Origin of the sequence: Dactylosporangium sp. CA-139114 (assembly GCF_050955725.1) — a bacterium.
In the GTDB taxonomy this organism is placed as follows: domain Bacteria; phylum Actinomycetota; class Actinomycetes; order Mycobacteriales; family Micromonosporaceae; genus Dactylosporangium.
In genome coordinates, this window is sequence record NZ_CP192080.1 from 6,684,606 (window position 1) to 6,697,881 (window position 13,276).

At 73.1% G+C, this 13,276-nt stretch carries 11 protein-coding genes; 2 read left to right on the top strand and 9 right to left on the bottom strand.

The window, feature by feature from the left end; genetic code table 11:
• Window positions 1-5 precede the first annotated feature (5 nt).
• A complete protein-coding gene (locus ACQP2P_RS29625; RefSeq protein ID WP_433606281.1) occupies window positions 6-1,412 on the bottom strand; it encodes a PLP-dependent aminotransferase family protein in 1,407 nt (468 codons plus the stop codon).
• A 47-nt stretch (window positions 1,413-1,459) separates the two neighbouring features.
• Between ACQP2P_RS29625 and ACQP2P_RS29630 the strand changes: the two genes are divergently transcribed.
• Window positions 1,460-2,605: an MFS transporter gene (locus ACQP2P_RS29630; protein WP_433606283.1), complete on the top strand. Its 1,146-nt coding sequence runs from the start codon at window positions 1,460-1,462 to the stop codon at window positions 2,603-2,605.
• Here the strand turns inward: ACQP2P_RS29630 and ACQP2P_RS29635 are convergent, their stop codons facing one another.
• From ACQP2P_RS29635 to ACQP2P_RS29645, 3 genes are all read right to left on the bottom strand, one after another.
• Window positions 2,606-3,412 (bottom strand): hypothetical protein, encoded by an 807-nt coding sequence (locus tag ACQP2P_RS29635; RefSeq protein WP_433606285.1) that lies wholly within the window; start codon window positions 3,410-3,412, stop codon window positions 2,606-2,608.
• A gap of 148 nt (window positions 3,413-3,560) precedes the next feature.
• Window positions 3,561-4,295 (bottom strand): AAA family ATPase, encoded by a 735-nt coding sequence (locus tag ACQP2P_RS29640; RefSeq protein ID WP_433606287.1) that lies wholly within the window; start codon window positions 4,293-4,295, stop codon window positions 3,561-3,563.
• Between the two features lie 41 nt (window positions 4,296-4,336).
• Entirely contained in the window at window positions 4,337-4,915 is a 579-nt protein-coding gene (locus tag ACQP2P_RS29645) for a TetR/AcrR family transcriptional regulator (protein WP_433606289.1), read from the bottom strand.
• Between the two features lie 87 nt (window positions 4,916-5,002).
• Between ACQP2P_RS29645 and ACQP2P_RS29650 the strand changes: the two genes are divergently transcribed.
• Window positions 5,003-5,551, top strand: a complete 549-nt coding sequence (locus ACQP2P_RS29650) for a hypothetical protein (protein WP_433606291.1) — start codon at window positions 5,003-5,005, stop codon at window positions 5,549-5,551.
• Window positions 5,552-5,620: 69 nt separating this feature from the next.
• Here the strand turns inward: ACQP2P_RS29650 and ACQP2P_RS29655 are convergent, their stop codons facing one another.
• From ACQP2P_RS29655 to ACQP2P_RS29675, 5 genes are read right to left on the bottom strand one after another with little or no spacing between them, the layout of a single operon-like run.
• Entirely contained in the window at window positions 5,621-7,405 is a 1,785-nt protein-coding gene (locus tag ACQP2P_RS29655) for an alpha-glucuronidase (protein ID WP_433606293.1), read from the bottom strand.
• Window positions 7,402-9,417 carry a beta-galactosidase gene (locus ACQP2P_RS29660; RefSeq protein ID WP_433606295.1) on the bottom strand — a complete coding sequence of 672 codons (2,016 nt, stop codon included), beginning with the start codon at window positions 9,415-9,417 and terminating at the stop codon, window positions 7,402-7,404. Before ACQP2P_RS29660 ends, ACQP2P_RS29655 begins: the two co-directional genes overlap by 4 nt.
• An 8-nt stretch (window positions 9,418-9,425) precedes the next feature.
• A complete protein-coding gene (locus ACQP2P_RS29665; RefSeq protein WP_433606297.1) occupies window positions 9,426-10,079 on the bottom strand; it encodes a hypothetical protein in 654 nt (217 codons plus the stop codon).
• The gene (locus ACQP2P_RS29670; protein ID WP_433606299.1) at window positions 10,076-11,584 is read right to left on the bottom strand and encodes a GH39 family glycosyl hydrolase; all 1,509 of its coding nucleotides are present in this window, start codon (window positions 11,582-11,584) and stop codon (window positions 10,076-10,078) included. The genes ACQP2P_RS29665 and ACQP2P_RS29670 overlap by 4 nt, the downstream gene beginning before the upstream one ends.
• On the bottom strand, window positions 11,585-13,240 hold the full coding sequence (locus tag ACQP2P_RS29675) for an ABC transporter substrate-binding protein (RefSeq protein ID WP_433606301.1): 1,656 nt from the start codon (window positions 13,238-13,240) through the stop codon (window positions 11,585-11,587).
• Window positions 13,241-13,276: the final 36 nt, after the last annotated feature.

The following is a 13,276-nucleotide window of genomic DNA, read 5'->3' on the forward strand; positions in this document are numbered from 1 at the left end:
GCTCGCTACGGGGCGTCGAGCAGATCGGCGACCGCCTCGATGCCCGCCTCGATCGCCCGCCGGCCCGTGTCGCCGAACCCGAGGACCAGGCGCGGGCTCGATGCGCCCGTCCCGCGGTACATCCCGGACATCCCGTACAGGCCGACGCCGCGGGCGCGGGCGCGCTGGATCAGCCGCGCCTCGTCCGTGCCGTCCGGCAGGGTCAGCACGGCGTGGAAGCCCGCCGCCAGGCCGGTCACCGGCAGCCGCGGGGCGTGCCGCGCCAGGGCTCGCACGAGCGTCTCGCGGCGCGCGGCGTATTCGGCGCGCACCCGGCGCAGATGCCGGTCGTAGCGGCCCGACTCCAGCAGCGCCGCCAGCGCCAGCTGGTCGATCCCCGGGCTTCCGCGGTCGGCCAGGTGCTTGGCGTGGGCGATCGCGGGCAGCCAGCGCTCCGGCGCGACGATCCAGCCGAGACGGATGGCCGGGGCCAGGGACTTGCTCACGGTGCCGAGGGAGATGACCCGGTCCGGCGCCAGGCCCTGCAGCGAGCCGACGGGGTCGCGGTCGTAGCGGAACTCGGCGTCGTAGTCGTCCTCGATGATGATGCCGTCGCGCTCGCGGGCCCAGGCGATGAGCTCCTGCCGCCGGGGACCCGAGAGCACCACGCCCGTCGGCCACTGGTGGGCCGGGGTGACGAGCACCGCGCGCGCGTCGCCCAGCGCCCCGGGCCGCAGGCCGTGCTCGTCCACGGGCACGGGCCGCACCCGCAGGCCGGCGGCCGATGCCTGCTGCGCCGTCGACGAGCCCGGGCCGGGGTCCTCCACCGCCAGGGTGTGCACCCCGTCCGCCCGCAGCACCGGCAGGATCAGCGACAGGGCCTGGGCCATGCCGGCGCAGACGATCACGTGGCCGGGGGTCGTGGCCGTCGCGCGGACGCGAGTCAGGTAGGCGGCCAGGACCTCGCGCAGGCGGCGCTGACCGGATGGGTCGCCGTAGTCGAACGCGGCGTCCGGCATCGTGCGGCAGGCCTCGCGGACCGCCCAGGCCCAGTCCTCGCGCGGGACGAGGCCCAGGTCGGGCACGCCGGTGCGGAAATCCGCGACCGACGGCGGCGCCGGTGCCGACGGCCGCCGCGGCGGGGGTCCGGGGCGGGTGGCCGCGCCGGGAGCGACGCGCGTCGCGGAGCCGGGGCGGCTGGTCAGGTACCCCTCGGCCTGCAGCTGCGCGTAGCAGTCCTGCACCAGGCCGCGGGACAGGCCGGTGAGCTGCGCCAGCTCGCGGGACGACGGGAGCTTGTCGTTGCCGGCCAGCCGGCCGGTGCGGATCGCGGCGCGCAGGGCCTCCTCCAGCTGGGTGCGCAGGCCGGTGCCGCTGCTCCGGTCGATCGTCACCAGCAGCTCCGGGCCCAAACCGGCCCACTCCACAGGCATGGAACCGGACCTTATCAGTGTGCCGGTCGGCGCATAGCGTCCTGTGCATGGCCCTTCAGACGCTCCCTCGCCCGCGCCTCGTGACCCGTCCCGTGCTGCTGCGCCTGGTCTCCATCGCCGGGTCGGCCATCGGGTTCTACCTGCCGCTGTCCGTGGTACCGATGCTGGCGGACTCCTCCGCCGGCGCGGGCCTCGCGACCGTGGCCCTGCTCGTGGCCACGGTGGTGGTCGAGCTGGTGACGCCGCGGCTGGTGGCCCGGATCGGCTACCGCTGGTCGCTGGGGCTGGGGCTGTTGCTGCTGGGCGCCCCGACGGTGGTGCTCGCGTTCGAGTCCTCGCCGCCGGCGATCATCACCGTGAGCCTCGTGCGGGGCGCCGGGTTTGCCGTCTGTACCGTCGCCGGCGGCGCCCTCACCGCCACCCTGATCCCCGCCGGGCGCCGCGGCGAGGGCCTGGCGCTCATCGGTGTGGTGAGCGGCGTGACGAGCCTGGTCGCGCTGCCGCTGGGCGTGTGGGCGGCGCACCGGTGGGGCTTCGGCCCGGTGTTCGTCGCGACCGCGGCGGCCACGCTGCTCGCGCTGCTGTCCGTGCCGGGCCTGCCGGCTCGCACCCCGGCGGCCGAGGGGCAGCGCGGCGTGCTCGCGGGCCTGCGCAGCCCGGCGCTGACCCGCCCGGCGCTCATCTTCGCGGCGTCGACGACCGCCGTGGGCGTGATCGTGACGTACCTGCCGCTCGCCGCGGCCGGGCTCCCGGCGTGGGTGGCCCCGGCGGCACTGCTCGCCCAGCCGGCCGCCGCGACCGTCGCGCGCTGGCTCGCCGGGCGCCTCGGCGACCGCCACGGCCCGGCCCGCCTGCTCACGCCGGGCATCCTGCCGGCCGCCGCCGGCACCGCCGCGCTCGCCCTGACGAGCAGCCCGGCCGCGATGGTCACGGGCTCCCTGCTGCTCGGCGCCGGCTTCGGCGTGCTGCAGAACGCGACCCTGACGCTGATGTTCAACCGGGTGCCCGCCGGCGGCGAGGACACCGTGAGCGCGATCTGGAACAGCGCGTACGACCTCGGCATGGCCGCGGGCGCGATGGCCGCCGGGCTGATCGTGGGCGCGGCCGGCTACCCGGCGACGTTCCTGCTCACCGCCGCGCTGATGCTGCCGGCCCTGCCCCTGATCCGCCGCGACCGCCGCGCCGCGCCGTAGCTACTTGTTGTTCAGCACGTCGTACAGCGCCGCCGGTGCCTCCATGACGTCCGCCGCCGCCGGAGCGGTCGCGGTGACCGGCTGGCCGAAGCCCGCGAACGTCACCTCGGTGTCGGACGCCGGCGTGTCCGCGTACGCGGGCAGGCTGACCTTCAGCGCCGCGAGGTGCCCCTCGGCGTCGACGGTCGCGGTGAACGGCACCGCCTTCGCCTTGTCGCCGAGGCCCGTGATCAGCTCGGGGTCGTTGAACGGGCCCCAGGCCTTCTTCGTGAGGTCGAGCGTGCCGGTGAACGATTTGCCGTCGGTGCTCTGGGCGCCGGCGATGCTCGCGGGCATCGCGGAGAGCTGGACCGGGTCCTTGGCGTCGCCGAGGCCGAGCGCGTTGTCCGCGGAGACCTTCGCCGGGTCGTACTTGAACCACTTCGACCCGTCGATGCCCGGGATCGGCAGCCCGCCGATCTTCACGTAGTACCCGCCCGCGACGAGCAGGGTCTCGACGGAGATCTTGGTGCTCGCGTCGAGGCCGACGGAGAGCTTGCCGGTGGCGGTGGCCGCGGCCGGGTCGATCGCGCCCTCGATGGAGCCCTCGACGCTCGGGTCCGCCGCCTTGTACGTGTACGCCGCCGCGCTCGTCTTCGCCGCCGCGGCGGTCAGCTGCTCGGTGGCGCTGGCCGCCTTCGTGGTCGCCGCGGCGGTGGTGGCCGGCGTCGTCGTGCCGGCGTCCTCCGTCGTCGAGCCGCACCCGGCGGCCAGCAGCACGACGGAGGTGGCGGCAGCGGCCGGCCAGGTCAATCCGTTCATCCGCATATTGGTCACGGTATACGGCAAATGGCCGGATTTCGCCGGTTTCCGGCGTCCGTGCTGCTGCAGGTCGAGGACGCCGGGGCGGCGGTGCTCTACACCGCGGCGAAGCAGTCCGTCTGGTCGAGCAAGACCGCCTGAGCGCCGGGCCGTCCTAGTCGAGCAGGTGGCGCAGATACCGGTCCGGCTCGCCGAGGAAGGCCCGGAAGTGCTCCACCACGGCGAGCCCGGACCACGCCGTGGCCCGGATGCCGTGCTCACCGAGCTCGAGCACGGTGGCCCCGGGCAGCGCGGTGAGCACCGGCGAGTGCGTGGCCACCACGATCTGCGCCCCGGCCTCGGCCAGCGAGGACAGGCGCGCCATGAGCCCGAGGGTCGAGGTGAACGACAGCGCGGCCTCCGGCTCGTCGAGCAGGTAGAAGCCCGGCCGCGCGAACCGGCGCTCCAGCAGCGCCAGGAACCCTTCGCCGTGGCTGCGCTCGTGCAGGTCCCGGTCGGGCGAATCGGGCAGCCCCTCCAGATAGGTGTACAGGCCGTGGGTTGTCTCCGCGCGCAGGAAGTACGCGTCGCCCCGCCCGCCCGCGCCGCGAACGAGCCGCAGCACGTCGCCGAGCGGCGACTCGGTGTCCCGGGTGCGGTGCATCGCGCTTCGCGAGCCACCCTCGGCGTTCAGGCCGTACGCCTGGGCGAGCGCCTCGACCAGCGTCGACTTCCCGGAGCCGTTCTCCCCGACGAGGAAGGTCACGCCGGGCGGCAGGTCGAGACCCGCGTCCAGCACCTGACGGACCGCGGGAATGCGGGCCCACCACGCGTGCGCGTCCCATTCGGCGGCCGGATCGCGTTCGACCCGCCGCACCGGGCGAGCGGCCCGCCGGCTACGAGCGTCCACACCGACGAACCCTACCCAGCCGGAGCCGGTCGTCGGCGGCCTCAGCGGGTCGACAGCAGCGCCTCGACGCCGGACAGGAACGTGTCGCCGATCAGGGCCGGGTCGAACAGGCAGCCCGACGCCATCGCGCCGTCGCGCAGCATCACGTAGTGCCGCGCGGCGGGCTCCGGGGGTTCGAAGCCGAGCTGGGCCAGCAGGGCCGTGATCGTGTCCAGGAACCACTGCCGGTGCTCGAGGACCGCGCGGTGCACGGGGTGGGCGGGGTCCGGGTATTCGGCCACGGCGTTCAGGAAGGCGCAGCCCCGGAACCCCGTGCCGTTGATGCCGTCCGCGATCGCCCGGCTGATCGCCCGCACGGCCTCGTCCGCGGGCCGCCCGTCCGCGAGGGCCTGCTCGGTCTGGTCGCGGATCGCCCGGTCGGCCGCGTGCAGGTACGCCAGGATCAGGTCGTCCTTGCCCGGGAAGTGCCGATACAGCGTCGCCCGCGTCACCTGCGCCTCGGCGATGATCCGGTCGATGCCGACGGCGTGGATGCCCTCGGCGTAGAAGATCCGGCTCGCGGTGCCGAGCAGCCGCGAGCGCGCCTCGGACGGCCGGGCCCCGGCCTCGCTGCGACTCATGCGCCCATCGTACTAGATAGAACGTTCGGTCTTGACAACCGTGCCTCCGGCCGTCAGATTTAGGGAGACAGAACGTTCTACCCCTCGATGAACCAGGAGACGCCGGTGACGCTGCGCCAGCTCTACTTCACCCGCTTCGGATTCGCCATCGTCTGGGCCGCCCTCGTGCTCGTCACCGGGGCGGACCGGCTCGGGCCGGCGACCGTCGCGCTGCTCGTGCTCTACCCCGCGTTCGACGTGGCGGCCGCGATCGTCGACGCCCGCGGGGCCGGGGCGCGGAAAACCCGGCTCCTCTACGCCAACATCGCCATCAGCACGCTCGCGGCGATCGGCCTCGCCGTCGCCTGCGCGTCCGGCATCCCGGCCGTCCTGCGGGTCTGGGGCGCGTGGGCGATCGTCGCCGGCCTCGTCCAGCTGTTCGTGGCGCTCGGCCGGCGCGCGATGGGCGGCCAGTGGGCGATGATCCTCAGCGGCGGCCTCTCCGTCCTCGCCGGGACGTCGTTCGTCCTGGCGGCCGGCGCCGACGACCCGGCGCTGACCAACGTGGCCGGCTACGCGACCGTCGGCGGGATCTTCTTCCTCGTCTCCGCCCTGCGGCTGCGACGAGCCGCGAACCGGCCCACGCAGCCGGCCTGAGAACCGGCTGCACACCCGGCTCGCGGGCCGGACCGGGCCGGTGCTCGACGAGCGGCGGTGACCGAGGCGTCAGTACAGGCGGCGGCCGAGCGCGTCCGCGACGCCTGACTTGCGGAAGAAGTACGTATTGATCCGATCCCGCCACTCGACGGCCGAGCGCTCCTGCTCGGCCAGCAGCTCCCCGACCCGCGCGTGCAGGTCCTCCCCGACGAGCGCGGGCGGCAGCGACGCCCACCGCCGGCGCATCTCGGTCACGGCCGCCGCGCCGGCGAAGTGGGTGTCGTAGATGTGCTGGATCACGGTGACGCCGGAGTGCAGCACATGGCCGTACGGCACGTGGTGGAAGAACAGCAGCAGCTCGTCCGGGCACGTCTCGAGCGACTCGTAGCGCGCGGACCACGGCGGCGGATACTGCCCGCTGAACCCGGTCCCGGTCGCGACGCTTCGATCGACGCCGACCCCGTCCCGGTCGGCGAAGTGGTAGGTGCCCCACGGGCTGTACTCGTACCCGTCGACGTCCGGCCCGTAGTGATGCCCCGGCTTGACCATGAACCCGACCCCGAGCGGCGCCGTGTACGACTCGTACACGGCCCACGACGAGTCCATGATCGCGTGCAGCACGTCGGCCGCCGCGGCCGGGAAGGTGAGCCGGATCCACTCGTCCAGCAGCGCGATCGGGTCCAGCGCGGGGTCCCACGCGAGCCGCCCGGCCGCGTACAGGTTCGCCTGGGCGAGCGGGTGCCCGGTCCAGTACGGGTCCTCGCCGACGTTGGACACGGTGACCACGGCATCGACGCGATCCGCCACGGCGGACAGCACCGGCGACCACATCGGCGGCAGGTAGCAGACGTGCCGCTGCTGCCCCGTGTACTCCTGGGTCGCCTGGAACTCGACCGCCAGCCGGGTCGCGGCCATCCCGAGCAGCACGGGCGAGACGGGCTCGCGGGTCTGGAAGTCGATCGGCCCGTGCTTGACCTGCAGGATGACGTTGTCGGCGAACTGCCCGTCGAGCGGGCCGAAGTGGTCGAACGCGGCCCGGGCCCGGTCCGTGGTCCGATCCCGCCAGTCCTGCCGGTGGTTGTAGACGAACGCCCGCCAGTACACGTCCCCGCCGAACGGCGCCAGCGCGGCCGCGAGCGCGTTGGCCCCGTCGGCGTGCGTGCGCCCGTAGGCGAACGGCCCCGGCTGCCCCTCCGAGTCGGCCTTGACGACGAACCCGCCGAAGTCCGGGATGACGGCGTACACCCGCCGGGCCGCCCCCGCCCACCACGCCCGCACCGCGGGGTCGCACGGGTCGGCGGTGCCGAGCCCGCCGAGCGTGACCGGCGAGGCGAACGACACGGAGAGCAGCACCCGGATGTGGTACTGCCGCAAGCGCGCCGCCAGCGCCGCCACCTCGCCGAGCCGGTCGGTGAGCAGCCGCGCCTCCCCCGCATGCACGTTGACGTTGTTGACCGACACCAGGTTGATCCCGGTGGAGGCCAGCAGCCGCGCGTAGTCCGAGACCCGGTCGAGGTCGGCGGTGAGCGCCCCGTCCTCCCAGAACACGGACCCGCCGGAGTACCCGCGCTCGACCTGCCCCATCACCGGGTGCACGAACACGTTGTCCCAGTGCTGCATCACCCGCCGGGCCTTGGCGGGCCGGTGCGTGGCGGCCGGGCAGTCCCCGCGCAGCCGCAGCGCGTGAAACGCCCCGTACATGAGCCCGGGCTCGCCGGCCGCGACGACGGTCGTGACCCCGCCGGCCCGCGCGATCGTGTAGCCCTCCTCCCCCAGCCCGCAGTCCGGGTCGCGGGTCAGCACGATGCTGTCGTCGACGTCTCGCGGCAGCCAGGCCGGGTGCACCGCCGTCACGACAGCTCCACCACGGCCACGGCGAGCGGCGCCAGCACGACGGCGTCGTCCACTGTGGACCCCGTCAGCCGGTCCACGCCCGGGCCCGGCAGGGCGACCGTCGTGGTGCGGGTGCCGGAGTGGTTGAGCAGGAACAGGAACCGCTCGCGCCGGGTCGCCTCCACGTGCGGCGGTGCGCCCTCGACGGTCGGCGCGACCCCCGCCGCCCGCACCGCGCTGAGCACCGTGTCCCGCAGCGCGTCCGCCGGCAGCCGGGTGCCGATGTAGACGACCCGCCCCGCGCCGATGTCGTTGCGCAGCAGCGCCGGACGCCCGGCCAGCTCACCGGTCGTGTAGTGCCCCAGCACCGTGGCCGTCTCCGGGTGCAGGCTCTCCTGCCACCAGTCGGCGGTCGCGGTGGTCCCGTCCGCGAACTCGACCTCGAACGACTCCCCCTCCCGGGCCGGCCAGTACTCGTCTATGCGGGCCCCGATGAGCCGCCGGAACGCACCCGGATAGGCGGGCTGCCGCACCTGGTTGTCCCGGTCGACGACACCGGAGAACAAGGAGATCACGACGTTCCCGCCGGCCGCCACGAAATCCTCGACGCGCTCGGCGAACCCGTCGGGGACAAGATAGGCGTTGGGTATGACGAGCACCCGGTAGCGATCGAGCGCCGAGCCGAACGCGACGAGGTCGACGGCGTAGTGCGCCTCGAGCAGCGGCCGGTAGTGCTCCACCGCGATCCGCGCGTAGTCGAAGTCGTTGCGGGGCAGGCCGTAGGTGTCCTCGAGGCCCCACCAGGCCTCCCAGTCGAACAGCAGCGCCACGGACGCCGAGGACGAGCGGCCGGCGACCCCGGCGATCAGCGGCAGCTCGTTGCCCAGCGTCGAGACCTCCTGCCAGGTGCGCGATCCCGTGCCGGAGTGCGGCAGCATCGCCGAGTGGAACCGCTCGTGCCCGCCCCGCGATGCCCGCCACTGGAAGAACAGGACGCTGTCGGAGCCGTGGGCGATCGCCTGGTACGACCCCAGCCGCATCCGCCCCGGGCGCTTGACGTTGTTGACCCGCCACTGCGACACCCCGGAGGCGGCCTGCTCCATGAGCAGCCAGGGCTCCCCGCGCAGGGACCGCATGAGGTCGAAGTGCAGCGCGGCCGACACGTGCGCGTCGGGCTGCCCGGGATCGGGGTAGATGTCGAGCGCGGCGCAGTCCTCCTCCCGCGCCCAGCGCCAGGAGTCCGTGTGGCGGTAGAACCGCATGAAGTTCGTGAGGATCGGCAGGTCGTCGCGGTACCGCCGGATCGCGTCCCGTTCGGCGACGAAGCACTCCAGCAGCGCGTCGGAGGTGAAGCGCTTGAAGTCGAGGCGGCGCGCGGGGTTCGACCACGACCGCGGGATCTCGGGCGGGGCGACCTGCTCCCAATCGGTGTAGCGCTGCCCCCAGAACCGGGTGTACCAGGCGTCGTTGAGCGCGTCGAGGCTTCCGTAGCGGCGCCGCAGCCAGGCCCGGAACGCCTCGGCGGCGCAGGGGCCGTACGACGTCGGGCCGTACTCGTTGCACACGTGCCACATCGCGAGCGCGGGATGGTGCGAGTAGCACTCGGCGAGCTTGCCGGCGATGCGCACGGCGTGCTCGCGGTACCGGGGCGAGGTCGGGTCGAAGTGCAGCCGGTTGCCGAAGCCGAAGGTCTCGCCGTCCTCCATCACCGGCAGCACCTCGGGGTGGCCGTGGGAGAGCCAGACGGGCGGGGCCATGGTCGGGGTGGCGAGGTCGACGCTGATGCCGCCGGCGTGCAGCAGGTCCAGCACCTCGTCGAGCCAGCCGAAGGTGAAGCGGCCCGGCTCCGGCTCCAGCGACGCCCACGCGAAGACGCCGACGGTGACCAGGTTGACGCCGGCTCGGCGCATGAGCTCGACGTCCTCGCGCCACACGGCGGGGTCCCACTGCTCCGGGTTGTAGTCCCCGCCGAACGCGAACCCGCCCAGCCTTCGCCGGAGGCCGTCCATCCGCGCGTTCGTGCCGGTGCTCATGCCGGTGCTCATAGCAGGAACCGCTCCTCGATCTCGGCGCACATCGGCCGGCTCACGAGCACCAGCCCGGCGATGAGCAGCGAGGCGGGCAGCAGCGCGACGGCCTCGGAGGCGAGCACGGTGATCGCGCCCGCGGTCAGCAGAATCCCGGCGGTGCCGAGCGCGACACCGGGCCGCCTCACCAGGAAATACCAGGCCAGCTTCGCGATGTCGGCGGTGCGGAAGACGAACAGCGAGGCGATGACGAGCGCATTGGCGCTCCACAGCAGCACGACCGCAGCCAGCAGCAGCAGGAGCGTGGACCACCAGGCCGGGATGCCCGCGGCGCCGCGGTTCGTGAGCGTCACGGCGAGGACCGAGAGCACGGTGAGGGCCGGGACCCACAGCTTCACGACCGCGACGACGTTGAGCCGGTAGCCGCGCAGGAAATCCCGCGACGGACGCAGGTCGGCGAGGTCGGACCGGCGGCGCCGCAACGCGTACACGGCGGCGGACGCCGCCGGGGCCAGGGGCACGGCGCACAGGGCGAACAGCGGCACGTTGCTCGCGCAACGATCCAGCAGGAGCAGCAGCCCCAGCCCGGGCGCGGCCGCGAGCAGGAACAGCAGCTCGACGACGAGCAGCGTGTAGATCAGGGCGGCGCCGCGCGAGAGGGTGCTCATCCGAACAACCGGTCGTCGTCGAACCAGGGCGGCGTCTCGTCGGTCACCGGGCTCACCTCGACCAGGGTCACCTCGTGGCGGCCGAGGGTCAGGTCGAGCTCGGCCCGGCCGTCGTGCACCGGCACGCGGCGGTGGGTGCGCACCGGCTCGGCGGCCTCGCGCAGCGCGTCGAGCTGGCGCGGCTTCGGCGAGGCCGGGCGGCCCATCGCGGCCCAGGCGGCCCGGGCGTTGCCGGCGTCCTCGCCGGCCGAGGACCGGGCGGCGAACGCGTGCCCGGCCCGCCCGACGGGCACGGACAGCCGCACCCGGTGGCCGTCCACGGTGGACCGTCCGGTGTGGTCGGCGGGGGCCCACGCGAGCACGGTGACGTGCCCGGCCGCGTCCCGGGTGACGAGGTGGTCCTCGCCGCGGGCGAGCACGTCGGGGCCCATGCGGGCGAGGAAGGCGTACAGGTGGAAGGTCGGCTTCTTGATCTGGCGGTGGGTCAGCAGCCCGAATCCGCCGTGGAACACGGTCGCCGGCACGCCGGCCTCCTCGAACATGTCGCAGAACGTCCAGTACGAGAACGAGTCCACGAGATCGCCGGCCGCGGCCACCACGGGCGCGAGGTAGGCGGCGTGGAACGCGGTGTCGTGGATCGGGTTGTCCGGGCGGTAGGAGGAGCTGAACTCGGTGATGTGCACCGGCAGCCCGGCCAGCGCGGTGCCGGCGAGGGTGCGGCGCGGCGCCGCGAACTGCTCCAGCAGCGCCGCGGCCGGTTGCAGGGTCTGGTACGACCCGAACGGCACCGGCTGCGCGGGCCCGGACGTGTAGGCGTGCCGGCTCACGAAGTCGATCGGCACCGAACGGTCGGCGACGAAGCCGGCGAAGCGGGCCAGCCAGTCCCCGTCGGCCCCCGGCGACAGGGCCGGGCCGCCGACCTGCAGCGACGCGTCGACCTCCTTCACCGCGTGCGCGGTCATCTCGTAGAGGCGGTGGTAGGCGTCCTGGTCGGCGCCGGGCCAGAAGACGCTCAGGTCCGGCTCGTTCCACACCTCGATCGGCCAGCCGCGCACCTCGTCGAGGCCGTAGCGGTCGACGAGGTGCGCCACCGTGGCGCGCACGAGCGCCGTCCACTCCTTCGGCGACTCCGGCGGCGTCACGTTGCCCTGCCACCAGAACACCGTCTGGCCGCCCGAGGCCAGGGCGGCGGGGGTGAAGCCGAGCTCGACGAACGGGCGCACCCCCAGCGCCAGGTAGGCGTCGACGATCTGGTCGACGTAGGTGTAGGTGTGCGCGACGCGCCGCGAGCCGGCGAACTCGTAGGGGCGGTGGATGCCAACGCCGTCGCTGAGCAGGCCGTGCTGGCGGATGTGCCGGAACCCGATCTCCCGTTGCACGAGCGCGAGGGAGTCCTGGTAGTCGCGGCGCAGCGCCAGCTCGAACCGCCCGGCGCCGACACAGTGGCGCCAGGCGTCGGTGAGGCGGCCCGAGGGCCGGTCCGGCACGTGCATCGGGGCGGTCACTCAGCCGTGCGCCTTCTTGTAGCGCTGGTAGGCGCCGTTGACCAGCTCGACGTACTTGTCCATGTTCTTGCCCTTGAGCTCGCTGACGTAGGCGCTCCACTCCGACAGCGGCCGGGTGCCGAGGATGAACTTGAGGGTCTGCTGGTAGACGGTGTCCTTCAGCGCGGTCTCCCACAGCGTGGCCTGCTCGCGCTCCTCGGCGTTGAGCGGCCGCGGGGGCGGCTGGGGCCGGTTGGTGCGCTTGTTCATGACCTCCTGGAAGGCCAGCTCCTCCTTGGGGAACTGCGAGTTGAGCAGCTTCGTGGAGCCGCCGTAGGCGAAGACGCCGTTGGAAAAGCCGTACTCCACCTGGAGGTTCTTGGTGCCGGCGGGGTTGAGCCCGCCCCAGTTCACGTCGGGCGCGAGCTTGAACGTGCCGTCCTCGACGCTGCCGGTGTAGGTGGTGCCCTCGATGCCCCACTTGGCGAACATCTTGCCCTGCGGGGAGTAGAACAGCCAGTCCAGGAACTGCATGAGCGCGACGAAGTTCTTGCTCTGCCGGACCTTGGCCGACAGCATCACGCCGCACTCGAGCCGGGACACGTAGATGGTCTCGCCCATCGGGCCGGTCGGCACCGGGATCTTCAGCACCGTGGCGCCGGGGATGTTCTTGATGCTGGGCCGGATCTCGTTGACGAGCGTCTGCGCGTTGCAGCTCATCACGAACGACTTGCCGCTGGCGAACTTCTGCTTGGCCTGGTCGTCGGGCTGGGTGAAGCTCTCCGGGTCGACGAGCTTCTCCGCCACCAGGGTGTTCAGATACTGGATCATCGCCTTGTACTGCTCGGTGGCGCCCGAGTACACGAACTTCTTGGCCCCGTCGTCCCAGGTGGTGTGCTGGAAGCCCCAGCCGGCCAGGGCCCCGTAGGACATGCCGACGAGGTTCAGCAGGTTGTTGCCGCCGGGCTGGGGCGGGGTGCTCCAGCGGTCCGACAGCGGGTAGGTGTCCGGGTAGGCCTGTTTCATGGCCTTGAGCACGGCGTGCAGGTCGTCCCACGTCTTGGGGATCTGCAGGCCGAGCTGCTGCAGGATGTCGGTGCGGATGGCCAGCGAGTAGTCTTGCCAGGCGTCCTCGTGCAGGCCGGGCAGCAGGTAGAACTTGCCGTCCTCCTGCCGGAAGCCGTCGAGGTCCGGCTCCAGCTTCCACTTCGCGACCTGCTCCTTGAAGTTCGGCATCAGGTCGAGGTGGTCGCTGACGGGCAGGATCGCCCCGCTGGCGATGTACGCCTCCTCGTCCGGGTGGTACGTCTTCGGAATGATCATGGGCGCGTCCCCGGAGGCGACCACGACGCTGCGCTTCTGGTTGTAGTCGCTGCCCGGCACGACCGTCGACTGCAGCGTCACCCCGGTGCGCTTGGTGAGCTCCTGGAAGAACGTCCAGTTCTCCTTGTACGGGTAGGCGGCGTTGCTGAGCATCATGATGGAGAAGGTCAGCGGGGACTTCGCGGTGAACTGGGTGCCGGTCGTGTAGCCGTCCATCGCCCCCTCGCGGTTGGCGCTGTAGTCCTGGGCCTTGCCGTCGCCGGTGTCGTCGCCGTCGTCGCCCGAGCAGCCGGCGAGGGTGGCGAACGCGGCGGCACCGGCGGCACCGAGCACGGCCCGTCTGGAAACCTTCATGTGGACTCCTCGGTCCTTCTCGAACGGGGCGGCGCG

Bases quoted from the DNA above. Each gene is read 5' to 3' on its own strand.
- ACQP2P_RS29625 (WP_433606281.1), bottom strand. From the start codon at position 1,412: ATGCCTGTGGAGTGGGCCGGTTTGGGCCCGGAGCTGCTGGTGACGATC.
- ACQP2P_RS29650 (WP_433606291.1), top strand. From the start codon at position 5,003: ATGAACCAGGAGACGCCGGTGACGCTGCGCCAGCTCTACTTCACCCGC.
- ACQP2P_RS29645 (WP_433606289.1), bottom strand. From the start codon at position 4,915: ATGAGTCGCAGCGAGGCCGGGGCCCGGCCGTCCGAGGCGCGCTCGCGG.
- ACQP2P_RS29675 (WP_433606301.1), bottom strand. From the start codon at position 13,240: ATGAAGGTTTCCAGACGGGCCGTGCTCGGTGCCGCCGGTGCCGCCGCG.
- ACQP2P_RS29660 (WP_433606295.1), bottom strand. From the start codon at position 9,417: ATGAGCACCGGCACGAACGCGCGGATGGACGGCCTCCGGCGAAGGCTG.
- ACQP2P_RS29635 (WP_433606285.1), bottom strand. From the start codon at position 3,412: ATGCGGATGAACGGATTGACCTGGCCGGCCGCTGCCGCCACCTCCGTC.
- ACQP2P_RS29665 (WP_433606297.1), bottom strand. From the start codon at position 10,079: ATGAGCACCCTCTCGCGCGGCGCCGCCCTGATCTACACGCTGCTCGTC.
- ACQP2P_RS29630 (WP_433606283.1), top strand. From the start codon at position 1,460: ATGGCCCTTCAGACGCTCCCTCGCCCGCGCCTCGTGACCCGTCCCGTG.